This window comes from Enterobacter sp. BNK-16 (genome assembly GCF_048684955.1).
Taxonomy (GTDB): domain Bacteria; phylum Pseudomonadota; class Gammaproteobacteria; order Enterobacterales; family Enterobacteriaceae; genus Enterobacter; species Enterobacter bugandensis.
Genome location: NZ_JBLQTQ010000001.1, coordinates 626,601 through 649,898 on the forward strand (window position 1 = coordinate 626,601; position 23,298 = coordinate 649,898).

Sequence of the window (23,298 nt, forward strand, 5' to 3'; positions counted from 1 at the left end):
AAAATGGCGCTACATCTGTAGCGCCATTTTTTATGTTTGCTCAGGTCAGGCCGTGCCGCCCACTGTCAGATTATCCACTTTCAGCGTTGGCTGACCCACGCCAACCGGCAGGCTCTGGCCTTCTTTACCGCAAACACCTACGCCGTTATCCAGCTTCAGATCGTTACCGACCATGGAAATCTGCTGCATCGCTTCAATGCCGGAGCCAATCAGCGTCGCGCCTTTCACCGCTTTGGTCACTTTGCCCTTCTCGATCAGGTACGCTTCTGAAGTCGAGAAGACAAACTTACCGGAGGTGATATCCACCTGGCCGCCGCCAAAGTTTGGCGCAAAGATACCGTAATCCACGGATTCGATAATCTCCTGCGGCGTGGATTTGCCCGGCAGCATATAGGTGTTGGTCATGCGCGGCATCGGCAGGTGCGCGTAAGATTCACGACGGCCGTTACCCGTTGGCGCTACGCCCATCAGGCGCGCGTTGAGTTTGTCCTGCATGTAGCCTTTCAGCACGCCGTTTTCGATCAGCACGTTGTACTGGCCTGGCGTACCTTCATCGTCGATAGAAATCGAGCCGCGGCGGTCAAGCATGGTGCCATCATCCACTACGGTGCAAAGCTCAGAGGAGACGAGCTGTCCGATCTGGCCGCTGAACACGGACGTCCCGCGACGGTTAAAATCGCCTTCCAGACCGTGGCCCACCGCTTCGTGCAGCAACACGCCCGGCCAGCCTGCGCCCAGCACCACCGGGAATGTCCCGGCCGGCGCCGCAACAGCATTAAGATTCACCAGCGCCATGCGCACGGCTTCTTTAGCCCACGCGTCAGCACGCGCTTCGCCGTCAACATCCCCCAGGAACCAGTCATAGCCGAAACGACCGCCGCCGCCGCTTGAGCCGCGCTCGCGTTTGCCGTTGTCATCGACCTGCACGCTGATGGAGAGACGCACCAGCGGACGCACATCGGCCGCCAGCGTACCGTCCGTTGCCGCCACCAGAATCAGTTCATACACACCGCTCAGGCTGGCGGAAACTTCCTGAACACGTTTGTCGGCAGCGCGGGCCACTTTGTCCACGCGGCGCAGGATGTCCAGCTTCTCTTCACGGCTCATGCTCTGGAGCGGGTCGATGCTGGTATAAAGCGCGGAGTGCTGCACTTCACCCAGGGTTTTCACGCGACCGTCGCCGGCATCGCGCACAATGGTACGCGCGGCCTGCGCGCTCTGCTCAAGCGCGGCCAGGCTAATCTGGTCGGCATAGGCAAAACCGGTTTTTTCACCGCTGATGGCGCGCACGCCGACGCCCTGGTCAATGTTATATGAGCCATCTTTGATGATGCTGTCTTCTAAAACCCAGGATTCGTGATAGCTCGACTGGAAATAGAGATCGCCGTAGTCGAGACGGCGTTCGGTCAGTTGACCAAGAATGGAGAACAGGTCCTGATGGCTCAGGCCGTTCGCTGCGAGCAAATGTTCACTTACCAGGTTCAGACTCATCGTATTGCTACTCGTTCGTTGCCGCCCGTGGCGGTATAAAGATCGTATTTATTGAGAGTGAGGCAATTACCAGCCCACGTCAAATCATTGCTGTGCATCTTTGCGCGGCTGGCGCAGCACCTCGTTAATCTGCGGTTTATCCACCGGACCGGTAATGCGGTAGCGCAGAATGGAGACCTTGCTCCACAGCGGCCCCAGCACTTTACTGGCGGCAAACACCGCCGCACCGACAATCGGGTTAACCACAAAGGCCGCCGCCACGCCCACGCTGGCGGAAATTTCCGGCGCCACCACGGCTTCCATATCCAGCTCGCGACGCACGAGGTTGACCGAGCCTTTCATGGCGATGTCCGCTTCCAGCCCATCCACCAGCGTGTCGTCCGTGTGCAGAACGCCGTCCTTGATCCACGCCGTACTGCGGATGGAATCGTAATAGAAACCTTCGCTGAAGGTGTCGCTGAAATCGAAGCGCAGCTTGCGAAGCAGCGCATCAAAACTCAGCAGGCGCAGGATCTGCCCGGCACGCCCCGTGCTCACATCGGCGATTTCACCTTTGCCAAAGTGTGTTTTCAGAATACCGTTCAGTGACGCTTCGTCCGGTGTCCACGGCGCGGCACGCCAGTGAAGATCGTAATTAACGTTAAACGAGGAGCCGCGCAGCGGCGTGCTGATGCCAAAGAAGTTGGCTGCCGCATCCAGCTTGTTGCCTTTAATGTCGCCCTTCAGGGACGTGCGCTGCTCGCCCGGGTTATTCACCCACTCTCCACCCGCCGTCATGCGGCCAAAGCCGGTGTCGATCAATCCGCCGGAGAGCTTGAGCGTATTCCCCTGGATGGCAAAATCACCGTCGATACGGCCATATTTTTGCCCCCACAGCCAGCACTCCGCGCAGCGCAGTTGCAGATCGGGCCAGCCGCTAAAATCGACGCGGGTAGTATTACTCAGCGGCGATGTATTCGCCGGTTTATCTTTACTCGCGGCAGCCGGATTGTAGTAGAGATAGCGGATCGCTGCCTGCCACGGCGCGTTATTGCGCATGGTCAGCGTGCCGTTGATTTCCCGGCCCTGCGCCTCCACTTTTGAGCCGTTAGCGGTTGGCTGGGAGACAATGCTCAGATTGTTCCACTGCTGTCCGCCCAGCATCAGCGACGGCGTGCGTACGGTAATGGTCTGCGGGAACTGGGCGGCCTCATCAACGTTTTGCCCAACGCCTTTCTGAAACAGCGCCAGCCACTCCGCGCCGTCCATCGGCGGGAGATTCAGCTCAACGCCCGCATGCTCAGGCAACGGCGGCGTGGTTTTGCTGTCCGTCGTCCAGATGGCTTTGTCGAGGGTAAGCTTGCGGTTAAGCAGCCAGCGGCTGTTAAAGTGGTTTGTTCCGCCCGCGCTTCCGGTCAGCGCGAAGCTGTCCAGATTGCCATCCACGTTAAGCTTCACCGGCAGCGGCTGTCCGGCCTGTTTATCCAGCGGCGCAGGCAGCTGACTTTGAAGATTCTTCAGGTCACCCGTAATGTCGACCTTATAGTGTGCGCCCGCGTGATAAGGCAGGTCGATTGCCACTTTGCCCTGCCAGGCGACCGCGCCCGCTACTGACGCCTCAATCGGCTTCGGCAGGACGTCCATACGCGACGGCTGCCAGTTGCCGTCCAGATTAACGGCCACCTGATAAGCCTTTTGCCCCTCGGCTGTTGAGAAGTCGATATTCACCGGCTGATTAAACCAGCTGGCGGTCAGCGGCTCGCTTTTCAAATTACCGTTCACAAAGCTGAACTGTCCGCTGAGGTCTTTCAGGGTGCTATCAAGCGGTTTAATGTACAGGCTGTTGTTCTTCAGACGGACGTCACCTTTGGCGGTGGTCATTTCACCGTCCAGCGGGATATCCAGATGTAAGCGAGCATTCACATCGCCATCGAGCTGGAGCTGCTGAAGGGTCGCCGCCAGCGACTCTTTGAGTGGCGTCTCCTCAAAGTACGGCCCCACCGCTTTCCCCGGGCCGTTGATGTCGGCATCAATCAGCAGCTTCTCTTTTGAGTAGTCCGGGATGTTGGCCGTCAGGTTGCTGGCCGTTACGCCTCCCAGCGCAACGCTGTCCGCCTTCATCCATAATCCGTCGTTGAGGAAGTTAAGCTCGATATCCAGGTTTTTCAGCGCGGGCCAGCCCGGCTGGAACGCGAAGGTGGCGTCGTGCAGCGGCACCAGCACCTGGAACTGCCCCTCATTATGTTTGTACGGGAAAAGATGCGGGTTACCGCCGTAGACCAGCGTGGCGTTTTCCGCCTGACCGCCCTGAATTGCGCCGCTCAGATAGTCGACCAGCGCTTTACCCATCAGATTTTCCGGGAAATAGCGCCAGGCCTGAGAACCGTCATCGGTACTGATCCCGGCCAGAATGCCCAGCCACGGTTCGTCACCCTGCGGCTGTAAATAGCGGAAGTCACCCCGCGCGTGTACCGCTTTGGCTTTGACGTCGATATGGCGACCATCAAGCTGGAAGCCCTTATCGTTACGGAGCCAGTTAAGCACCGCGCTGCCCTGTTCAATTTCCAGCGGCGCGCGGAAGACCGTCTCGTAAGGCATTTTAGCGTTGTGCATATCGGCCGTGAGCCTGCCGTTCTCCACGCTGCCTTCCAGCTTGCCGCTGAAATGCTCCGCGCCCGGCAGCATCTTCCACTGCTTCCAGGCAAGATCTTTCCATGTTGCCTGGAAACGGGTTTTTTCCGTCGCCTGAAGCGGGATATCCAGCGCCAGAGAATCAATTTTTCCGCTCGGCTGCGTTGCCAGCCAGATCTCGCCCAGGTCCGGAGAGAGCTTTGCCGCCATGGAGCGCAGGCCTTCAATGGCCGCCAGATCCAGGTTACTGGCGCGGATGCGCAGCTCATCGCTGCGTTTACTCGCCGCGCCGCCCACGTCCTGCTCCGGCATCCAGGCCAGCGTCAACGCACCGCGCGGCCACGGCTTGCCGTCCATCGTGATGCGCGTATCCGGGATGGCGAACTGCCAGCCCTCTTTTTCCTGCGTCACGTGCGCGGTGAGGTTATCGACGGAAAGCTGATGCTGCTGTCTTTCACCCTTCCAGCTCGCGCCCCCTTGCTTCAGCCAGATATCGCCGCTGGCAAATTTCCCTTTCGTCAGGGTCATCCAGCCCTCAAGGCTGAAACGGGCGGTTTCCAGCTGCATGTTTTGCTGCAGCCAGTCGCCGAGCCAGGGCTTTACATCCACATCGTCGGCCTGCAGCCAGACTTTGCCGTTGTTTAACAGGCCGTCATCGTCACGCAAGTCCATACGCACCTGCATGACGCCGTGCTGGCCGTTCAGGCTGGAAAGATTGACCTGCCCTTCGGCGCGGTGTCGATCCTTGCCGTTAAGCCAGGTCAGCTGCGGGATCGCCAGTTCGGCGCGCTGGCCAGAAAGGGTAATAAAGCTCACTTCGCTGTCGCGCAGATCGAAATGATCGAACTGGCGGAGGAAGAGATCGCTGAAGCGGTTGGCTTCCAGGCCCTGATTGTTATCACCGCCAGTCAGCGGCGTATTGGTCAGAAACTGGAGTTGATAAAAGGTGAGATCGCGAAACTGCCAGCGCAGATGCAGCAGGCTTTGCCAGACGTCCAGCGCCAGGGTTACGCGTTTGATTTTGAGATGACCGCCATCTTTCAGGCTGGCGTTGATGTCACGGACATCCAGCGTCGGGCCAAAATTCTGCCAGCTGGCGCTAACCTGGCTTACGTCGACCGGTACGCCGGTGGTGGATTCGATTTTCGCCAGCAGCTGCGGACGCCAGCTGTCCAGATGCGGTAAAACGAGGCGTAGCCCGCTCACGAGCAACGCGACAATCACGACCAGCGTTGCCCCTGTAAGCACTAAAATCCCCGGCAATCGCCTCACGCATCTCTCCTTGTCAGCTTTCGTCACGCAGCGTACTGCGTTTTACATCATTACGACGTCAAACTGCTCCTGGTTATAGAGCGGTTCAATTTGTACTTTTACCTGTTTGCCGACAAAGATTTCCACTTCCGCCAGCGCGTGCGACTCTTCGCCTTTCAGGGCTTCAGCCACCGCAGGGGAAGCATAGACCAGAAAACGATCGGAGTCGTAGGCATGATGGACACGGACAATTTCACGCATGATCTCGTAGCAGACCGTCTCCACCGTCTTTACCGTTCCGCGTCCATGGCAGGTTGGACACTCATTACACAGGACATGTTCCACGCTTTCGCGGGTCCGTTTCCGGGTCATTTCCACCAGGCCGAGCTGCGAGAAGCCATTGATGCTGGTCTTCACGCGATCTTTACTCAGCGCCTGCTCCAGCGAGTGCAGCACACGACGACGATGGTCTTCATTACTCATATCGATAAAGTCGATGATGATAATGCCGCCGAGGTTGCGCAGACGAAGCTGACGCGCAATCGCCTGCGTGGCTTCGATGTTGGTGTTGAAGATGGTGTCGTCCAGATTGCGATGACCGACAAACGCGCCGGTGTTGATATCGACGGTGGTCATCGCTTCGGTCTGATCGATGATCAGATAGCCGCCGGACTTCAGTTCAACCTTACGCTCCAGGGCTCGCTGGATCTCGTTTTCGACATCATAGAGATCGAAGATCGGCTGACGCCCGGTGTAATGCTCCAGCAGGCCCGGCATTTCCGGGATGTATTCAGCGGTAAACTCCAGCAGCGCTTCATACGTCAGGCGAGAATCCACGCGGATGCGGTCGAGCTGCGCGTCGGCAAAATCACGCAGCACGCGCTGCGCAAGCGCCAGCTCACCGTATAGCTGGTAGCGAGTCTGGTTGCGTTTTTTACGCTCCATCACTTTGGTCCAGACGCGCTTCAGGTAAGCCGCATCCGACGCCAGGTCTTCTTCGCTGATCCCTTCTGCAGCGGTACGGATAATAAACCCGCCCTGTTCATCGCAGTAGGCGCTGACCACTTTCTTCAGCCGCTCGCGCTCGCTTTCGCTCTCAATACGCTGCGAAACGCCCACGTGCGACGCGCCGGGCATAAAGACCAGATAGCGGGAAGGTAAGGTAATGTCGGTGGTCAGACGGGCACCTTTGGTGCCAAGGGGATCTTTCACCACCTGCACCATTAAGTCCTGGCCCTGACGCACCAGCTCGGAAATGTCGCGCACGGCAAACTGCTTTTGCTCTTCGCCCGCGACGCATTCGGTGTGCGGCATGATGTCGGAGGCATGTAAAAATGCCGCCTTATCCAGTCCAATATCTACAAAAGCCGCCTGCATACCCGGCAGTACACGACTGACACGACCTTTGTAGATATTGCCTACTATTCCGCGCCGCGCTTCACGCTCAATATGAATTTCCTGAAGAATGCCACCGTCAATATAGGCCACACGGGTTTCCGATGGCGTTACGTTTACCAACAATTCAGCCGTCATAATTATCCCTTCCCTCACGCAGTGAGTTAAAATTGCTCAGCAACTCATACGTTTCCACCAGCGGTAAGCCGACTACGGCGTGATAGCTGCCATTAATCTTCCTGACAAAACAGCCACCCAACCCTTGAATACCGTATGCACCTGCTTTATCCATCGGTTCACCGCTGGCAATATAAGCGGCGATCTCGTCGTCGGTAATCACTCTGAACGTGACATCCGTAACCACCAGGCAATCCAGCACGTGCTGGCTGTCCGCCAGCGCGACGGCCGTCATCACCTGGTGCGTTTGCCCGGACATCTTGCGCAGCATGCGCGCCGCATGGTCGGCGTCATGCGGTTTCTCGAGGACTTCACCGTTAAGGATAACGATGGTATCTGCTCCCAGCACGGGCAGATCGCGCGGCACACAGGCCACGCCCGCCTGCGCTTTCTCGCGTGCCAGGCGAGACACGTACTGCTGAGCACTTTCGCCCTCAGCACGTTTTTCTTCAATGCCGGTCACGATGCGTTCAAAAGAGACCCCTAACTGCGTCAGGAGTTCCTGACGGCGCGGGGAGCCGGAAGCAAGATACAGAGACGTCATAGAAACCTTTTATTGCACAGCAAACTGCTGGCGAACCTTACGCATCAGCAGGAATAGCCACGGCCAGAGCACACCGTTTACTACACTACTCCAGAACACTTCCGGTCGGAAAGAGACGTTGATCACTAAAAACTCTGCCCAGAAAACAACGATATCCGCAGCAAGCGACAACAGCATCACGACCAGGGCCTGTTGCCAGAGCGCGAGGTTACGGAAGAGCTGGAATTTCAGTGCGACGAGGTACGCAATAATGCTCATGGACAGGGCGCGCACGCCCAGCGTAGAGCCACTAATGAGATCCAGTATGGCACCCATCACAAAACCCGTGCCGACATTTACGCGATGCGGCAGGGCAAGGATCCAGTAAAGTAAAATGAGCAAGACCCAGTTTGGCCGGAAAACGAGAATGTTATCCGGCCAGGGCATAATCTGCAGCAACAGTGCAATGAGGAACGAGAGCCAGATGACCCAGCGTCCCTGGCTACGATAGCTTGCCACTACTGCCCTCCCGAAGAGAGTTTAGGCGGTGGCGGCGCATCAGGCTGCGGCTGCGTTAACCCGGTTGCCGGCGCAGGCACGGGCGCAGGCGGCCCCATAGAGTCCGCTGGCGGAAGAACCTGCGGCATCATCTGCATCAGGCGTTCGTTCGCCACGCGATGCACCTCTTCAGGCGTCATCGGGTTAGCACCGTTACGATCGGCACCCCAGAGCAGCAGCAGGTAGCGCAGACGCTGTAAACCGGCGGTTGGACGGGCCTGAATCACGGTGTATGCACGCTGCGTATCCAGCTTAACCGAAGAGACCACCGCAACCGGGTAACCTTCAGGGAAGCGTCCACCGAGACCGGACGTCACCAGCACGTCGCCGACACGGATGTCCGTGTTAGCAGGCAGATGTTCCAGCTGCAGATCGTCCGTGCAGCCGTTACCGGCCGCAATCACGCGGATATCGTTACGCAGGACCTGGATCGGCAGTGCGTGGGTGGCGTCGCAAATCAGCAGCACGCGGCTGGTCAGTTTGGCGACGGCAACGACCTGGCCTACTACGCCCTTATCACTAATGACGGGCTGACCTTCATACACCCCGTTCACGCTCCCTTTGTCGATCACAACCTGATCGCTGTAAGGGTCGTTCACGGTGGAGATCACCTGGGTAACCATCTTCTGCTCGTCCTGACGCAGCGGCGAGCCGAGCAGTTCACGCAGACGCGCGTTTTCCTGCTTGTATTGCCCCAGCATCAGCAGTTCGCTGTTTTTCAGCAGCAGTTCCTGGCGTAATGCCCGGTTTTCAAGTTCGAGCTGGTCTCGTGAAGACAGCGTTTGAGAAACGGAGTCGAGCAGTTCACGGGGACCATTTGATATAAAGTAGAAAGGACTGACGGCGGTATCCATGTACGTTCGGATCTGGCTGAACGTACCGAGGCGGCTATCGGCAATAATGACGCCAAGCGCAACCAGAACCGCCAGAATGAGGCGAAACTGTAGCGATGGGCCACGGCTAAAAATTGGCTTCATAGGCTATGCGTATTCTCGTGTCAGAGAGAAAGGGTAGCGATTCGCTACCCTTTCACCATGACTACTCTTCGCTGAACAAGTCGCCGCCGTGCATGTCGATCATTTCCAGCGCCTTGCCACCACCGCGGGCGACGCAAGTCAGTGGATCTTCTGCAACTACGACAGGAATACCTGTCTCTTCCATCAACAGGCGGTCGAGGTTACGCAGCAGCGCACCACCACCGGTCAGAACCATACCGCGCTCCGAGATGTCGGACGCCAGTTCTGGTGGGCACTGTTCCAGCGCAACCATTACCGCGCTCACGATGCCCGTCAGTGGTTCCTGCAGTGCTTCCAGAATTTCGTTGGAGTTCAGGGTAAAGCCGCGTGGAACACCTTCTGCCAGGTTACGGCCACGCACTTCGATCTCACGCACTTCATCGCCCGGATACGCAGAACCGATTTCGTGTTTGATACGCTCTGCGGTGGCTTCACCGATCAGAGAGCCGTAATTACGGCGCACGTAATTGATGATGGCTTCATCGAAGCGGTCACCACCGATACGTACGGAGGAGGAGTACACCACGCCGTTCAGTGAGATAACGGCCACTTCAGTGGTACCACCACCGATATCCACCACCATAGAACCGGTGGCTTCAGAAACTGGCAGACCCGCACCGATTGCCGCAGCCATTGGCTCTTCAATCAGGAACACTTCACGTGCGCCTGCACCCTGGGCAGATTCACGGATTGCGCGACGTTCTACCTGGGTTGCGCCAACCGGCACACACACCAGAACACGCGGGCTTGGGCGCATGAAGCTGTTGCTGTGAACCTGCTTGATGAAGTGCTGAAGCATTTTTTCAGTCACGAAGAAATCAGCGATAACGCCGTCTTTCATTGGGCGAATAGCGGCGATGTTGCCAGGGGTACGACCCAGCATCTGCTTCGCGTCATGACCCACTGCGGCCACGCTTTTCGGCGAGCCTGCACGATCCTGACGAATGGCCACAACAGAAGGCTCATTCAATACGATGCCTTGTCCTTTTACATAAATAAGGGTATTCGCGGTACCCAGGTCAATGGACAGGTCATTGGAAAACATGCCACGAAATTTTTTCAACATACTAAGGGATAATCCTGAAAGCTGGGGCGGAAAACAAAATCCGCTTACTTTACCAACCACACGCAGCAGCGACAAGGCGCAAAAATCATCTGCAACGGTGAAAATTTGTGCAGTACGTTTCCTGTTGTTACAAATTCATCCCCTGACTCCCTCAGGGCTGAGTAAACAGTCGTGTTCCTCACTGATATTTGTAACCCATTAAAGGTCGTTCACTGGCTTTTTGCTCGACATACTCAAAGCTACAGGCGCGATATTCTACGTGAAAACAACGTAAACGGCAGGTCAAACAGAGTATCTTTGCAAATATTTTTTCACGTTGGTGTCAAGCGGCTGAGAGGCGGCAAAAAAATCGCCCTGACCGCCCGTCACTCCGCGCTCTGTTAACATCTGCCACTCGCCTCTGGAGCGCACGCCTGCGGCAAATACCTGTGTTCTTGTTCCCTTACACGCTTCAACCAGACTCTGAACCAGCAGCTGGTTTTCCGTGCGCTTCTCAATATTCCTTACCAGCCCCGGATGTAGCTTTAATAGCTCCACATCCAGCTCCTTGATCCAGCTGGTACTGACCAGCGTTAAACCCGCCTGCGTTACCGCGACACGGGCACCGAGCGCGTTGATCAAACGGACCACCGGACGCAACCGGCTGATGTGTTGACCCACATCCGCCTCAGCAAGTTCAAAAATAATGCGTTTGCGTTGCGATTTTTCGCATTGCATTAATGTATCACGCAGCCAGCGCTGAAAACGCGGGCGTATTAATGACTCAACGGTAACCTGTAACGCCAGATTCTCTTCAGGCCAGAATGATAAAAATGGAATCAAGCGTGTAATTTGCTGGCGGTCATACTCTTCGGAGAGCCCAAATTGCAGAACCATCGGCAGATATTCCGCAGAAATAACCTCTTCCGTCCCGTCGAAAATACGGCACATCAATTCCCGGTGGTGGACAAAACCGTTCTTCATGACCGCCGGTTTTTGATAAATACGCGGCCCGCCGCGACTCAGCATTTGCTCAATCAAAGTACGCCAGCGCACGTTTCCACGCCCCTTTTCAGGCAGCGAATCATCATAGACCGCCCATCCGTTCGCCCCTTGCAATACCGCGTTGCGGGTGGCCGCTTCCGCATGCTCCATCACCTGCTCTGTCGACTGTCCGCCGCGCCAGGCGCAAATCCCCATATGGACCATATCGTCTCTGTCGAGCATTTTGCTCTGCGGCAGCGCGTCGACGGCCTTAAGTAGCTGGCTGGCAATGCTTTCTGATTCCTTCAGCGTGCGATGCGGCAGCAATACGGCAAAGTCACTGCGGTGGTAGCGGGCCAGCAGCGCCCCCGGATAGCGCATAATAAAGGTGGAGAGCAGGTTGATCAGCGTAAAGAGATTTTCTTCCGCCGCCCGCTGCCCCCATGTGTCGCGCAGCAGATCGAAATCGGGCAGGCGAATCATCATCACCACCCCGTGCGTGCCCACTTTTTCCGGGTCGTCGAGCAGCGTGGCGAGTTGATTGTCAAAGAAAAGGCGGTTGTTCAGGCCGGTTTTATTATCCTGCGCGGCATAAGAGCGGATCAGCGTATCCATTCGGCTGCGCTGGTCGCTGGCAAACTGGATCTCTGAGAGCAGCGTATCCAGCGCGCTGCTGGCGCGTGAGGGCCATTCATGGACCGAGCCGCGAACCTGCGGGCCGCGTTCACCGTTCAGGATACGCACGGAGCGGATCTCCAGCAGTTCCTGGCCTGAAAGCTGGCGGCGCAGCCAGCGGACCGCGAGAAAAATCAGCAAAATAATGAAGGCGACGGCAACAGTGAGCGGCGCGGTGGTCATCATAGAACGGAAATAGCTGGCCATCGGATCGAGGTAGACCATGTGTATGGTCATCCCCGGATTTTTGAGGGAGTGTACCGTTACTTCCCGATACTGACTCACCACGCCCGCAGGTCGATAGCTGTCCTGTCGTTCATGGCTTAAAACCGGATGCTTTCCCTGCTGGATGTCGACCTGAATAATATCAACCGGCACCATCAACTCATCCAGCTCCCGGGATAGCTCAGGAAGTGGAGTGGTCAACAGACGCGTATCAATGACCGACGCAACGGACTGCACCCGGTTGACCAGTTTGTCCTGAATGGCGTTATAAAAGCTCAGAGAGCAACCAAGAAGCGTGACAAAGATGGTAAGCCCCGTCAGCAGGGTGATAAAAGCCGAGAACTTCGTCGTTAATCGCATCCTTGAGATTACTCCGTGGGTTGATGGGGTAGCGAGTAAGCGCTAACTTGCATTTCAAATGCGGCATACTACCAAACCTGGCGTATCTGGCAATTTATTGCGTTAAATCGGCATTGCTTTACCCTGAGCGAGTATAGTCTTCAGGAACTCTTTTCCAATCATCTGAGCCGTGAGGACCCCGTATGCAGGCTTTAATCTTAGAACAGCAGGACGGCAAAACGCTTGCCTCAGTACAGGCCGTAGAAGAGACTCGCCTGCCGGAAGGCGACGTCACCGTCGACATCGACTGGTCCAGTTTAAATTATAAAGATGCGCTGGCGATCACCGGCAAGGGTAAAATCATCCGAAATTTCCCTATGGTGCCGGGTATTGATTTTGCTGGCCGGGTTCATAGCAGCGAAGATCCCCGTTTTCATGCGGGCCAGCAGGTGCTGCTCACCGGCTGGGGCGTGGGCGAAAATCACTGGGGCGGGCTGGCAACGCAGGCGCGCGTGAAGGGCGACTGGCTGGTGCCTATGCCGAAAGGCATAGATGGTCGCAAAGCGATGATCGTTGGTACCGCAGGCTTTACCGCCATGCTGTGCGTGATGGCGCTGGAAGAGGCGGGTGTTCGCCCCGAGTCGGGTGAAATTGTTGTGACCGGGGCCAGCGGTGGCGTGGGCAGCACGGCGGTCACGCTGCTGCACAAGCTGGGTTATCAGGTTGCGGCGGTTTCCGGCCGTGAAAGCACGCATGATTATCTGCGCCAGCTCGGCGCCAGCCGCATTCTTGGCCGCGATGAGTTTGCCGAGACCCGCCCGCTGGAAAAACAGGTCTGGGCAGGTGCGGTGGATACCGTCGGTGACAAGGTGCTTGCAAAAGTCCTGGCGCAGATGAACTACGGCGGCTGCGTGGCAGCCTGCGGCCTGGCGGGCGGATTTGCCCTGCCAACGACCGTCATGCCATTTATTCTGCGTAACGTCCGCCTGCAGGGCGTGGATTCCGTGATGACGCCTGCGGCTCGCCGTGCAGAGGCATGGGAGCGTCTGGTGCGCGATTTGCCGGAATCGTTCTATACCCAGAGCGCTACCGAAATTACGCTCAGCCAGGCACCTGAATATGCCAGTAAGATCATGGATAACCAGTTCCACGGCCGCGCGCTGGTGAAAATCGCCTAATCTTCAAATTTTCGTGACATATTCGCGCTAACGCTTCTCCTCCGTCATGCTTAGAAAAACGCATGACGGAGGATGCCATGAAAAACCGAAAACTGACGGAAGCCGACGTAACGTCTGAGTCTGTCTTTATGTTACAGCGCCGCCAGATCCTGAAAATGCTTGGCATCAGCGCCACGGCACTGACGCTCTCTCCAGCGGCACACGCCGACCTGCTCGACTGGTTTAAAGGCAACGATCGCCCTAAGGCGCCTTCCGGTGCCCCGCTTACCTTTACCAAACCCGCAGAATGGCAAAACACGCTGGCGCTCACGCCGGAAGATAAAGTCACCGGCTACAACAACTTCTACGAATTTGGTCTGGATAAAGCCGATCCTGCCGCCAATGCCGGCAGCATGAAAACCGATCCGTGGACGCTGAAAATCGACGGTGAAGTGGCAAAACCTCTGACGCTGGATCATCACGATCTGACCACCCGCTTCCCGCTTGAAGAGCGTATCTATCGCATGCGCTGCGTAGAGGCCTGGTCGATGGTGGTGCCCTGGGTAGGCTTCCCGCTGCATAAGCTACTGGCGATGGTTGAACCCACCAGCAACGCAAAATACGTCGCCTTCCAGACGCGCTACGCCCCGGACGAGATGCCGGGCCAGAAAGACCGGTTCATCGGCGGCGGGCTGGAGTATCCCTACGTTGAAGGGTTACGTCTTGACGAAGCCATGCATCCCCTTACCCTCCTGACCGTCGGCGTTTACGGCAAGGCGCTTCCGCCGCAGAACGGTGCCCCCATCCGTTTAACCGTGCCGTGGAAATACGGTTTCAAAGGGATTAAATCGATCGTCAGCATTAAGCTGACCCGCGAACGTCCGCCGACGACATGGAACCTGGCGGCGCCGGGTGAATACGGCTTCTTCGCCAACGTGAACCCGCATGTGGATCATCCCCGCTGGTCGCAGGCGACGGAACGCTTTATTGGCTCCGGCGGCGCGCTGGACGTGAAGCGCCAGCCCACGCTGCTGTTTAACGGGTATGCGGATGAAGTGGCGTCCCTTTACCGTGGCCTCAATTTACGGGAGAACTTCTGAGTGCGTTTAACGGCAAAGCAGATTACCTGGCTGAAAGTGCTGCTGCATTTAGCCGGGATACTTCCTTTTATCTGGCTGTTCTGGGCGGCCAGCCAGGGCCTCTTTAGCGCCGATCCGGCAAAGGATATCCAGCATTTTACCGGTCGGATGGCTCTGAAATTTTTGCTGGCCACCTTGCTCGTCTCGCCGCTGGCGCGCTACGCTAAACAGCCATTATTGATACGCACCCGTCGACTTTTGGGGCTATGGTGTTTTGCCTGGGCGACCCTGCACCTCACCAGTTACGCCCTGCTGGAACTAGGAATTAACAATCTGACACTGCTTGGCCGCGAGCTGGTAACACGCCCTTACCTGATGCTGGGCATTGTTAGCTGGCTGATCCTGCTGGCATTAGCGCTGACATCCACGCAGTATGCGCAGCGAAAGCTGGGCCGTCGCTGGCAGTTGCTGCACAACTTCGTCTATCTTGTCGCGATCCTCGCCCCCATTCATTATCTGTGGTCGGTGAAGATCCTCTCTCCGCAGCCGGTCCTTTACGCGCTGGCAGCCGTGGCGCTTTTAGCATGGCGTTACAAGAAGTTCCGCCAGTGGTTGCGATAGTTCGCGAAACTGTGCGTTTTCCCGCAGATTACCTCTCAACCGCAAATCTTTTTTGGATTGCGGTTGATAATCTTCCCTGATAAGACCAGTATTTAGCTGCCAAATGCTACGAAATCGTTATAATGTGCGACCTTGGTTCGCCTGACAGCGGTTTTGAGCCTCTGAAAAGGTGACATTTGCGCTTCGACGGTATATTTTGTTTTTTACCCGAAAATCGCAGGAGATAGCGGCATAATGACTGATAAGTTCCACATCTTAGTTTTAAACGGACCGAACCTGAACATGCTCGGCACCCGTGAGCCAGAGAAGTACGGCACGCTGACATTGAGCGAAATTGTTAACCGTCTGAGCACGGAAGCAGCCTCGCTGAATGTGGATTTGGATCATTTTCAGTCAAACGCGGAGTACGCAATCATCGACCGTATTCATCAGGCTAAAGACACTGTGGACTATATCCTGATCAATCCGGCCGCGTTTACGCACACCAGTGTTGCTATCCGCGACGCACTGCTCGCGGTGAGTATCCCGTTTATCGAGATCCACCTGAGTAACGTGCACGCCCGAGAGCCGTTCCGCCACCATTCGTATCTGTCGGATATCGCTGCTGGCGTTATCTGCGGACTGGGCGCAGACGGCTATTCATACGCTTTACAGACAGCGGTAAAACGCTTGTCACAATCACACTAAACAAGAGTACGGAACCCACTCATGGATATTCGTAAGATTAAAAAACTGATCGAGCTGGTTGAAGAATCAGGCATCTCCGAACTGGAAATTTCTGAAGGCGAAGAGTCTGTACGCATCAGCCGTGCAGCCCCAGCCGCTAGCTTCCCGGTAATGCAGCAAGCTTACGCTGCGCCAGTGCAGCAGCCTGCGCTTTCCGCAGCCGTTGCGCCAGCAGCAGCTGAAGCCGCACCTGCCGCTGCAGCAGAAATCAGTGGTCACATCGTACGTTCCCCAATGGTTGGTACTTTCTACCGCACCCCGAGCCCGGACGCGAAGGCGTTCATCGAAGTGGGTCAGAAAGTCAACGTAGGCGATACCCTGTGCATCGTTGAAGCGATGAAAATGATGAACCAGATCGAAGCTGACAAGTCAGGTACTGTGAAAGCGATTCTGGTCGAAAGTGGTCAGCCGGTTGAATTTGACGAGCCGCTGGTCGTCATCGAGTAACGAGGCGAACATGCTGGATAAAATTGTTATCGCCAACCGTGGCGAGATTGCACTGCGTATTCTTCGTGCCTGTAAAGAACTGGGCATCAAGACCGTGGCCGTGCACTCAAGCGCGGATCGCGATTTAAAACACGTATTGCTGGCGGATGAGACGGTCTGTATTGGCCCGGCTCCGTCCGTAAAAAGCTATCTGAACATCCCGGCTATCATCAGCGCCGCTGAAATCACCGGCGCGGTGGCAATTCATCCGGGTTACGGCTTCCTCTCTGAGAACGCCAACTTTGCTGAGCAGGTTGAACGCTCAGGCTTTATCTTCATCGGTCCGAAAGCCGACACCATTCGCCTGATGGGCGACAAAGTGTCTGCAATCACCGCAATGAAAAAAGCCGGTGTTCCAACCGTGCCAGGCTCTGACGGCCCTCTGACCGACGACATGGATGCTAACCGTGCTCATGCTAAACGCATTGGCTACCCGGTTATCATCAAGGCGTCAGGCGGCGGCGGCGGTCGCGGTATGCGCGTTGTGCGCAGCGATGCTGAACTGGCGCAGTCCATCTCCATGACCAAAGCGGAAGCGAAAGCGGCTTTCAGCAATGACATGGTGTACATGGAAAAATACCTGGAAAACCCACGCCACATCGAAATTCAGGTGCTGGCTGACGGTCAGGGTAACGCGATCTATCTGGCAGAACGTGACTGCTCCATGCAGCGTCGTCACCAGAAAGTGGTCGAAGAAGCGCCAGCGCCGGGCATTACCCCGGAACTGCGTCGCTACATCGGCGAGCGTTGCGCCAAAGCGTGCGTTGATATCGGCTATCGCGGGGCGGGTACCTTTGAGTTCCTGTTCGAAAACGGCGAGTTCTACTTCATTGAGATGAACACCCGTATTCAGGTTGAACACCCGGTTACCGAAATGATCACCGGCGTTGACCTGATCAAAGAGCAGCTGCGTATCGCAGCCGGTCAGCCTCTGTCCATCAAGCAGGAAGAAGTTGTGGTGAAAGGCCATGCGGTAGAGTGCCGTATCAACGCCGAAGACCCGAACACCTTCCTGCCAAGCCCGGGTAAAATCACGCGTTTCCACGCGCCGGGTGGTTTTGGCGTGCGCTGGGAGTCTCATATCTACGCCGGCTACACCGTACCGCCGTACTATGACTCAATGATCGGCAAGCTCATCTGCTACGGCGAAAACCGTGACGTGGCCATTGCCCGCATGAAGAACGCCCTGCAGGAGCTGATCATCGACGGTATTAAAACCAACGTTGATCTGCAGATGCGTATCATGAGCGACGAGCACTTCCAGAATGGTGGAACGAATATCCACTACCTGGAGAAAAAACTCGGCCTGAACGAGAAGTAAGAGAGCTGTGTTGCTAAAAGGCCGGATTATCCGGCCTTTTTTTATTTCTGGGGATCGCAAAGCCCCATCATGTACAATCCCCGCTTTCTGCATCCACAAGGGACAAAAAATGGACAAACGTTTTGTTCAGGCCCATAAAGAAGCGCGCTGGGCGCTGTGGCTGACCCTTCTCTATCTTGCTGCATGGTTAGTAACTGCTTACTTACCTGACTCCGCTATTGGCATCACCGGCCTGCCGCACTGGTTCGAAATGGCCTGCCTGCTGGTACCGCTGGTGTTTATCCTGCTGTGCTGGGCAATGGTGAAATTTATTTACCGGGATATTCCGCTGGAGGACGATGATGCAGCTTGAAGTCATTCTGCCGCTTGTCGCATACCTGCTGGTCGTGTTTGGTTTATCCATTTACGCCATGCGCAAAAGAACGACCGGTGCTTTTCTGAACGAGTATTTCCTCGGCAGCCGTTCGATGGGCGGCGTTGTGCTGGCAATGACGCTGACCGCGACCTATATCAGCGCCAGCTCGTTTATTGGCGGCCCCGGTGCGGCCTACAAGTACGGGTTAGGCTGGGTACTGCTGGCGATGATCCAGCTGCCTGCCGTCTGGCTCTCCCTCGGTATTCTTGGTAAGAAATTTGCCATTCTGGCGCGCCGCTATAATGCCGTCACGCTCAACGACATGCTGTTTGCCCGTTACCAGAGCCGCTTACTGGTGTGGCTGGCGAGCTTAAGCCTGCTGGTCGCCTTTATTGGCGCGATGACCGTACAGTTTATCGGCGGGGCACGCCTGCTGGAAACGGCGGCCGGGATCCCTTACGAGACAGGCCTGCTTATCTTCGGGGTAAGCATCGCGCTCTATACCGCGTTTGGCGGGTTCCGCGCCAGCGTGCTGAACGATACGCTGCAGGGAATGGTCATGCTCATCGGCACGATTGTTCTGCTGGTGGGGATTGTTCATGCCGCGGGTGGACTCACTCATGCGGTGGAAACCCTGGAAGCGATTGACCCGAAACTGATTTCACCGCAGGGCGCGGATGATATCCTCTCGCCGACCTTTATGACCTCGTTCTGGGTGTTAGTCTGCTTCGGGGTGATTGGTCTGCCGCATACCGCCGTGCGCTGTATCTCCTATAAAGACAGTAAAGCCGTTCACAAGGGCATCATCATCGGGACGATTGTAGTCGCGGTCCTGATGTTTGGTATGCACCTGGCAGGTGCATTAGGGCGCGCGGTGATCCCCGACCTTACCGTGCCGGATCTGGTGATCCCGACGCTGATGGTTAAAGTGCTGCCGCCCTTCGCCGCCGGCATTTTCCTCGCAGCGCCAATGGCCGCCATTATGTCGACCATTAACGCCCAGTTACTGCAAAGTTCCGCTACGATCATTAAAGATCTCTATCTGAACCTGCGCCCTGAGCAGGTTGAAAATGAACGTCGCCTGAAGCGGATGTCTGCCGTCATTACGCTGGTGTTAGGAGCTTTGCTGATGTTAGCTGCATGGCGTCCGCCGGAGATGATCATCTGGCTGAACCTGCTTGCGTTTGGTGGGCTTGAAGCCGTTTTCCTGTGGCCGCTGGTATTAGGTCTTTACTGGGAACGCGCGAACGCTGCAGGCGCGCTGAGCGCGATGATTGTTGGCGGTGTGCTGTATGCCATCCTTGCGACATTTAAGATTCAGTATCTGGGCTTCCATCCGATTGTGCCTTCGTTACTGCTAAGTTTACTGGCGTTTGTGGTGGGGAACCGTTTCGGTCAGCCCGCCCCACAACCCGCTATGATTTCTACTGATAAATAAAGAGTTTTGCCATGCCGTGGATCCAACTAAAACTGAACACAACCGGCGCGAACGCCGAAGAGCTAAGCGATGCGCTGATGGAAGCCGGCTCTGTCTCCATCACCTTTCAGGACACGCACGACACGCCGGTCTTTGAACCGCTGCCGGGCGAAACGCGCCTGTGGGGTGATACCGACGTGATCGGCCTGTTCGATGCCGAAACCGACATGAAAGAGGTGGTGGCGATTCTGGAAAACCATCCGCTGCTGGGAGCAGGCTTCGCGCATAAAATCGAACAGCTGGAAGACAAAGACTGGGAACGCGAGTGGATGGACAACTTCCACCCGATGCAGTTCGGCAAACGTCTGTGGATCTGCCCAAGCTGGCGCGAGGTTCCCGATGAAAACGCGGTGAACGTGATGCTTGACCCAGGCCTGGCGTTTGGCACCGGCACCCATCCAACCACGTCTCTGTGCCTGCAGTGGCTGGATGGTCTGGATCTGGAAGGTAAGACGGTGATCGACTTCGGCTGCGGTTCCGGGATCCTCGCGATTGCCGCTCTGAAACTGGGCGCGGCGAAAGCCATCGGGATCGATATCGATCCGCAGGCCATTCAGGCCAGCCGCGATAATGCCGAGCGTAACGGCGTCTCCGATCGTCTGGAGCTCTACCTGCCGGAAGCGCAGCCAGAAGCCATGAAAGCCGATGTGGTGGTCGCAAACATTCTCGCGGGCCCACTGCGTGAACTGGCGCCATTAATCAGCGTGCTGCCGGTTGAGGGCGGTCTGCTGGGACTTTCAGGCATCCTGGCAAGCCAGGCGGAGAGCGTTTGCGAAGCCTACGCCGATCTCTTTGCGCTCGACCCGGTCGTCGAGAAAGAAGAGTGGTGCCGCATTACCGGTCGTAAAAAATAAGTATTTGGCGTGGTCCTCTGACCACGCCTTTTCTCCTCGAATATTCCTCCCGCACCTGGCCTGCCTCCGGTAAAATAACCCTACAAATCATATTGATAAATTTTGATTTGGATAATAAAAATTCACGGGAAGAATATTATGAAACACGTTTATAGCAAGGCAGCGCTGTTAGCGCTGAGCATGATCTCGGCTTCAGCATGCGCATCACACTGGAGCTACAAAGGAGAAAGTTCACCTGAGCACTGGGGCGAACTGGATGAGGCCTACAAGACCTGCCAAAGCGGGATGAACCAGTCCCCGATTGACATCGATTCCACCGTTAACGCCCATCTTTCCCCGCTGCAAACGCACTACGTTGACGGCCCTGTGACGCTGACAAATAATGGCCATACCATTCAGGCAAGCGAGCAGGCCGACACTCGCGACACTATCACGCTGGATAAGCAAACCTGGGCATTACAGCAGTTCCACTTCCACGCGCCGAGCGAAAACACCGTACACGGCAAGCATTACGCGATGGAAATGCACCTTGTGCATAAAAATGCGAAGGGGGAACTGGCGGTGGTCGCGGTCATGTTCGACAAAGGGGCAGAGAACCGTGAACTTGATAAACTGTGGGACGTTATGCCTCAGCAGGCTGAGCTGAACGTCTCCATCAAGCAGGAGCTCAACCTGAATAAGTTGCTGCCGGAAGATAAAACGTACTGGCGCTTTAGCGGCTCGCTGACAACGCCACCGTGTTCAGAAGGCGTCACCTGGATCGTGCTTAAGCATCCTCTGACGGTCTCCGCCGGGCAGCTCGAGAAATTCACCCACACAATGCATCACGATAATAACCGGCCGGTACAGTCTCTCCATGGTCGTGTTATCCTCGAATAACGTCTATTTTTTGCCCTGAGATCATGTTCTAAAATGCGACGCAGATCGCAAAGAAGTGGGGAAATCTGCTGTTAAAAACAGCAGATTATCCCGCTCATCTGTCGCATTTATTCAGAAATGATGAGAAGTTACGGGAAATTGTAAGCGCACATAAAATAGCCATCAGCGCATAACTCAATGATTTCAATAATGAATAATTTTAAACGAAAAGATTGCGCGGCGATTCCTTGATCTACAACAGTGGATTGTTCAAAGTTTGGCCTTTCATCTCGTGCAAAAAATGCGTAATATACGCCGCCTTGCAGTCACAGTATGGTCATTTCTTAACTCATGCGCATCGGACACCACCAGCTTAGAAATCGCCTGATCGCAGCCCCAATGGCAGGTATTACCGACCGGCCGTTCAGGACGCTGTGCTATGAGATGGGAGCCGGTTTAACCGTATCCGAGATGATGTCGTCTAACCCACAGGTTTGGGAAAGCGATAAATCCCGCCTTCGGATGGTGCACATTGATGAACCAGGTATTCGCACCGTGCAAATTGCCGGAAGCGTGCCTGAAGAGATGGCAGATGCCGCGCGTATTAACGTGGAAAGTGGTGCCCAGATTATTGATATCAATATGGGTTGCCCGGCCAAAAAGGTGAATCGCAAGCTTGCAGGTTCAGCCCTTCTGCAATACCCCGACCAGGTGAAAGCTATCCTGACGGCGGTTGTCAGCGCAGTGGACGTTCCTGTTACGTTGAAGATTCGCACGGGTTGGTCGCCGGAACACCGTAACTGTGTAGAGATTGCCCAACTGGCCGAAGATTGTGGTATTCAGGCCCTGACCATCCACGGACGCACTCGCGCCTGTTTGTTCAATGGTGAAGCTGAATACGACAGCATTCGGGCAGTTAAGCAGAAGGTTTCCATTCCGATTATCGCGAATGGCGACATAACTGACCCGCTTAAAGCCAGGGCTGTACTCGACTATACGGGAGCTGATGCTCTGATGATAGGACGTGCAGCTCAGGGAAGACCCTGGATCTTCCGGGAAATCCAGCATTATCTGGACACTGGGGAGCTGCTTGCCCCACTGCCTCTGGCAGAGGTAAAGCGCTTGCTTTGTTCGCATGTTCGGGAACTGCATGACCACTACGGTCAGGCAAAAGGGTACCGAATTGCGCGTAAACACGTCTCCTGGTATCTCCAGGAGCACGCTCCAGATGACCAGTTTCGGCGCACATTCAACGCCATTGAGGATGCCAGCGAACAGCTGGAGGCGTTGGAGGCATACTTCGAAAATCTTGCGTAATGAAATAAAGAGCTGACAGAACTATGTTCGAACAACGCGTAAATTCTGACGTACTGACCGTTTCTACCGTTAACTCTCAGGATCAGGTAACTCAAAAGCCCCTGCGTGACTCGGTTAAACAGGCACTGAAGAACTATTTTGCTCAACTGAATGGTCAGGATGTTAATGACCTGTATGAGCTGGTACTGGCTGAAGTTGAACAGCCACTGTTGGACATGGTGATGCAATACACCCGCGGTAACCAGACCCGCGCTGCGCTGATGATGGGTATCAACCGTGGTACTCTGCGTAAGAAACTGAAAAAATACGGCATGAACTAATTTAGATTAGCTAACTGCTTGTTTAAAAAGGCGCTACCTGGCATGGGGATGCGCCTTTTTTATTGTCTTATTCTTTCACCGTCAACGCTTTGTAAACCTTTGCTTATCTCGCTTTTAAACCGCTTCTTTTCGTGTATATTTCCACCACTTCAGTGGCTCTCTTCTCGCGGAATGACACAATGATTCGTAAATACTGGTGGCTGGTCGTCTTTGCAATCTCCGTTTTTCTATTCGATGCCCTCCTGATGCAGTGGATTGAACTGATGAGCACCGAAACCGACAAGTGCCGCAATATGAACTCCGTCAATCCGCTGAAATTAGTGAACTGTTCAGAACTCGATTAACCCCCTGCCGTCACCAACCTCCCCGTATTACCCACTAAAAACGGGGATTTAAATCCCTTTGAGCCGTTACCTGACGGTGATAATGTCTCGCCCT

Annotated in this window: 21 protein-coding genes; 13 read left to right on the forward strand and 8 right to left on the reverse strand. The window is 55.6% G+C overall.

Annotated features, from left to right (window positions below; translation table 11 throughout):
• Positions 1-45: 45 nt before the first annotated feature.
• The 8 genes from tldD to csrD form a co-directional block, all read right to left on the reverse strand.
• Positions 46-1,491: a metalloprotease TldD gene (tldD, locus tag ACMGGH_RS03010; RefSeq protein ID WP_028014602.1), complete on the reverse strand. Its 1,446-nt coding sequence runs from the start codon at positions 1,489-1,491 to the stop codon at positions 46-48.
• 84 nt (positions 1,492-1,575) lie between these two features.
• Positions 1,576-5,373, reverse strand: coding sequence for an AsmA2 domain-containing protein YhdP (gene yhdP / locus ACMGGH_RS03015; protein WP_047367035.1), 3,798 nt, complete (start codon positions 5,371-5,373; stop codon positions 1,576-1,578).
• 42 nt (positions 5,374-5,415) lie between these two features.
• Complete coding sequence (gene rng / locus ACMGGH_RS03020; protein WP_008502847.1) at positions 5,416-6,885, reverse strand: ribonuclease G; 1,470 nt, start codon at positions 6,883-6,885, stop codon at positions 5,416-5,418.
• Entirely contained in the window at positions 6,875-7,468 is a 594-nt protein-coding gene (locus ACMGGH_RS03025; protein ID WP_028014604.1) for a Maf family protein, read from the reverse strand. Before ACMGGH_RS03025 ends, rng begins: the two co-directional genes overlap by 11 nt.
• 9 nt (positions 7,469-7,477) lie before the next feature.
• Complete coding sequence (gene mreD, locus ACMGGH_RS03030; protein ID WP_008502849.1) at positions 7,478-7,966, reverse strand: rod shape-determining protein MreD; 489 nt, start codon at positions 7,964-7,966, stop codon at positions 7,478-7,480.
• Positions 7,966-8,982 (reverse strand): rod shape-determining protein MreC, encoded by a 1,017-nt coding sequence (mreC, locus tag ACMGGH_RS03035; RefSeq protein WP_028014605.1) that lies wholly within the window; start codon positions 8,980-8,982, stop codon positions 7,966-7,968. The genes mreD and mreC overlap by 1 nt, the downstream gene beginning before the upstream one ends.
• Before the next feature lie 61 nt (positions 8,983-9,043).
• Entirely contained in the window at positions 9,044-10,087 is a 1,044-nt protein-coding gene (mreB, locus tag ACMGGH_RS03040) for a rod shape-determining protein MreB (protein ID WP_000913396.1), read from the reverse strand.
• 282 nt (positions 10,088-10,369) lie between these two features.
• Positions 10,370-12,310: an RNase E specificity factor CsrD gene (csrD, locus tag ACMGGH_RS03045; protein WP_041907831.1), complete on the reverse strand. Its 1,941-nt coding sequence runs from the start codon at positions 12,308-12,310 to the stop codon at positions 10,370-10,372.
• A 182-nt stretch (positions 12,311-12,492) separates the two neighbouring features.
• On the opposite strand from csrD, the gene ACMGGH_RS03050 reads away from it, so the two are divergent.
• The 13 genes from ACMGGH_RS03050 to ACMGGH_RS03110 all read left to right on the forward strand — a co-directional run bounded on the left by ACMGGH_RS03050 (position 12,493) and on the right by ACMGGH_RS03110 (position 23,204).
• Positions 12,493-13,467 carry an MDR family oxidoreductase gene (locus tag ACMGGH_RS03050; RefSeq protein WP_041907830.1) on the forward strand — a complete coding sequence of 325 codons (975 nt, stop codon included), beginning with the start codon at positions 12,493-12,495 and terminating at the stop codon, positions 13,465-13,467.
• Between the two features lie 77 nt (positions 13,468-13,544).
• Positions 13,545-14,546, forward strand: a complete 1,002-nt coding sequence (gene msrP / locus ACMGGH_RS03055) for a protein-methionine-sulfoxide reductase catalytic subunit MsrP (RefSeq protein WP_028014608.1) — start codon at positions 13,545-13,547, stop codon at positions 14,544-14,546.
• Complete coding sequence (gene msrQ, locus ACMGGH_RS03060) at positions 14,547-15,146, forward strand: protein-methionine-sulfoxide reductase heme-binding subunit MsrQ (protein ID WP_028014609.1); 600 nt, start codon at positions 14,547-14,549, stop codon at positions 15,144-15,146.
• A gap of 234 nt (positions 15,147-15,380) precedes the next feature.
• Positions 15,381-15,833: a type II 3-dehydroquinate dehydratase gene (gene aroQ, locus ACMGGH_RS03065; RefSeq protein WP_028014610.1), complete on the forward strand. Its 453-nt coding sequence runs from the start codon at positions 15,381-15,383 to the stop codon at positions 15,831-15,833.
• Positions 15,834-15,854: 21 nt separating this feature from the next.
• A complete protein-coding gene (gene accB / locus ACMGGH_RS03070) occupies positions 15,855-16,319 on the forward strand; it encodes an acetyl-CoA carboxylase biotin carboxyl carrier protein (RefSeq protein ID WP_008502856.1) in 465 nt (154 codons plus the stop codon).
• 10 nt (positions 16,320-16,329) lie between these two features.
• A complete protein-coding gene (accC, locus tag ACMGGH_RS03075; protein WP_003860388.1) occupies positions 16,330-17,679 on the forward strand; it encodes an acetyl-CoA carboxylase biotin carboxylase subunit in 1,350 nt (449 codons plus the stop codon).
• Positions 17,680-17,788: 109 nt separating this feature from the next.
• The gene (locus ACMGGH_RS03080; RefSeq protein ID WP_006178860.1) at positions 17,789-18,031 is read left to right on the forward strand and encodes a YhdT family protein; all 243 of its coding nucleotides are present in this window, start codon (positions 17,789-17,791) and stop codon (positions 18,029-18,031) included.
• Positions 18,021-19,472, forward strand: coding sequence for a sodium/pantothenate symporter (panF, locus tag ACMGGH_RS03085; protein WP_028014612.1), 1,452 nt, complete (start codon positions 18,021-18,023; stop codon positions 19,470-19,472). The genes ACMGGH_RS03080 and panF overlap by 11 nt, the downstream gene beginning before the upstream one ends.
• A gap of 11 nt (positions 19,473-19,483) precedes the next feature.
• On the forward strand, positions 19,484-20,365 hold the full coding sequence (gene prmA / locus ACMGGH_RS03090) for a 50S ribosomal protein L11 methyltransferase (protein ID WP_028014613.1): 882 nt from the start codon (positions 19,484-19,486) through the stop codon (positions 20,363-20,365).
• A gap of 138 nt (positions 20,366-20,503) precedes the next feature.
• Complete coding sequence (locus ACMGGH_RS03095) at positions 20,504-21,244, forward strand: carbonic anhydrase (protein WP_048999228.1); 741 nt, start codon at positions 20,504-20,506, stop codon at positions 21,242-21,244.
• 330 nt (positions 21,245-21,574) lie between these two features.
• Complete coding sequence (dusB, locus tag ACMGGH_RS03100) at positions 21,575-22,540, forward strand: tRNA dihydrouridine synthase DusB (RefSeq protein ID WP_008502861.1); 966 nt, start codon at positions 21,575-21,577, stop codon at positions 22,538-22,540.
• 23 nt (positions 22,541-22,563) lie between these two features.
• Positions 22,564-22,860 (forward strand): DNA-binding transcriptional regulator Fis, encoded by a 297-nt coding sequence (fis, locus tag ACMGGH_RS03105; RefSeq protein ID WP_000462905.1) that lies wholly within the window; start codon positions 22,564-22,566, stop codon positions 22,858-22,860.
• A gap of 179 nt (positions 22,861-23,039) precedes the next feature.
• Positions 23,040-23,204 (forward strand): DUF2556 family protein, encoded by a 165-nt coding sequence (locus ACMGGH_RS03110; protein WP_014885446.1) that lies wholly within the window; start codon positions 23,040-23,042, stop codon positions 23,202-23,204.
• The last annotated feature ends 94 nt before the right edge of the window (positions 23,205-23,298 follow it).

What these genes read in the sequence shown, in the direction of transcription:
- tldD (WP_028014602.1), bottom strand. Translation starts at nt 1,491, where the DNA reads ATGAGTCTGAACCTGGTAAGTGAACATTTGCTCGCAGCGAACGGCCTG.
- rng (WP_008502847.1), bottom strand. Translation starts at nt 6,885, where the DNA reads ATGACGGCTGAATTGTTGGTAAACGTAACGCCATCGGAAACCCGTGTG.
- ACMGGH_RS03025 (WP_028014604.1), bottom strand. Translation starts at nt 7,468, where the DNA reads ATGACGTCTCTGTATCTTGCTTCCGGCTCCCCGCGCCGTCAGGAACTC.
- mreC (WP_028014605.1), bottom strand. Translation starts at nt 8,982, where the DNA reads ATGAAGCCAATTTTTAGCCGTGGCCCATCGCTACAGTTTCGCCTCATT.
- mreB (WP_000913396.1), bottom strand. Translation starts at nt 10,087, where the DNA reads ATGTTGAAAAAATTTCGTGGCATGTTTTCCAATGACCTGTCCATTGAC.
- csrD (WP_041907831.1), bottom strand. Translation starts at nt 12,310, where the DNA reads ATGCGATTAACGACGAAGTTCTCGGCTTTTATCACCCTGCTGACGGGG.
- ACMGGH_RS03050 (WP_041907830.1), top strand. Translation starts at nt 12,493, where the DNA reads ATGCAGGCTTTAATCTTAGAACAGCAGGACGGCAAAACGCTTGCCTCA.
- msrP (WP_028014608.1), top strand. Translation starts at nt 13,545, where the DNA reads ATGAAAAACCGAAAACTGACGGAAGCCGACGTAACGTCTGAGTCTGTC.
- aroQ (WP_028014610.1), top strand. Translation starts at nt 15,381, where the DNA reads ATGACTGATAAGTTCCACATCTTAGTTTTAAACGGACCGAACCTGAAC.
- accB (WP_008502856.1), top strand. Translation starts at nt 15,855, where the DNA reads ATGGATATTCGTAAGATTAAAAAACTGATCGAGCTGGTTGAAGAATCA.
- accC (WP_003860388.1), top strand. Translation starts at nt 16,330, where the DNA reads ATGCTGGATAAAATTGTTATCGCCAACCGTGGCGAGATTGCACTGCGT.
- ACMGGH_RS03080 (WP_006178860.1), top strand. Translation starts at nt 17,789, where the DNA reads ATGGACAAACGTTTTGTTCAGGCCCATAAAGAAGCGCGCTGGGCGCTG.
- panF (WP_028014612.1), top strand. Translation starts at nt 18,021, where the DNA reads ATGCAGCTTGAAGTCATTCTGCCGCTTGTCGCATACCTGCTGGTCGTG.
- prmA (WP_028014613.1), top strand. Translation starts at nt 19,484, where the DNA reads ATGCCGTGGATCCAACTAAAACTGAACACAACCGGCGCGAACGCCGAA.
- ACMGGH_RS03095 (WP_048999228.1), top strand. Translation starts at nt 20,504, where the DNA reads ATGAAACACGTTTATAGCAAGGCAGCGCTGTTAGCGCTGAGCATGATC.
- dusB (WP_008502861.1), top strand. Translation starts at nt 21,575, where the DNA reads ATGCGCATCGGACACCACCAGCTTAGAAATCGCCTGATCGCAGCCCCA.
- fis (WP_000462905.1), top strand. Translation starts at nt 22,564, where the DNA reads ATGTTCGAACAACGCGTAAATTCTGACGTACTGACCGTTTCTACCGTT.
- ACMGGH_RS03110 (WP_014885446.1), top strand. Translation starts at nt 23,040, where the DNA reads ATGATTCGTAAATACTGGTGGCTGGTCGTCTTTGCAATCTCCGTTTTT.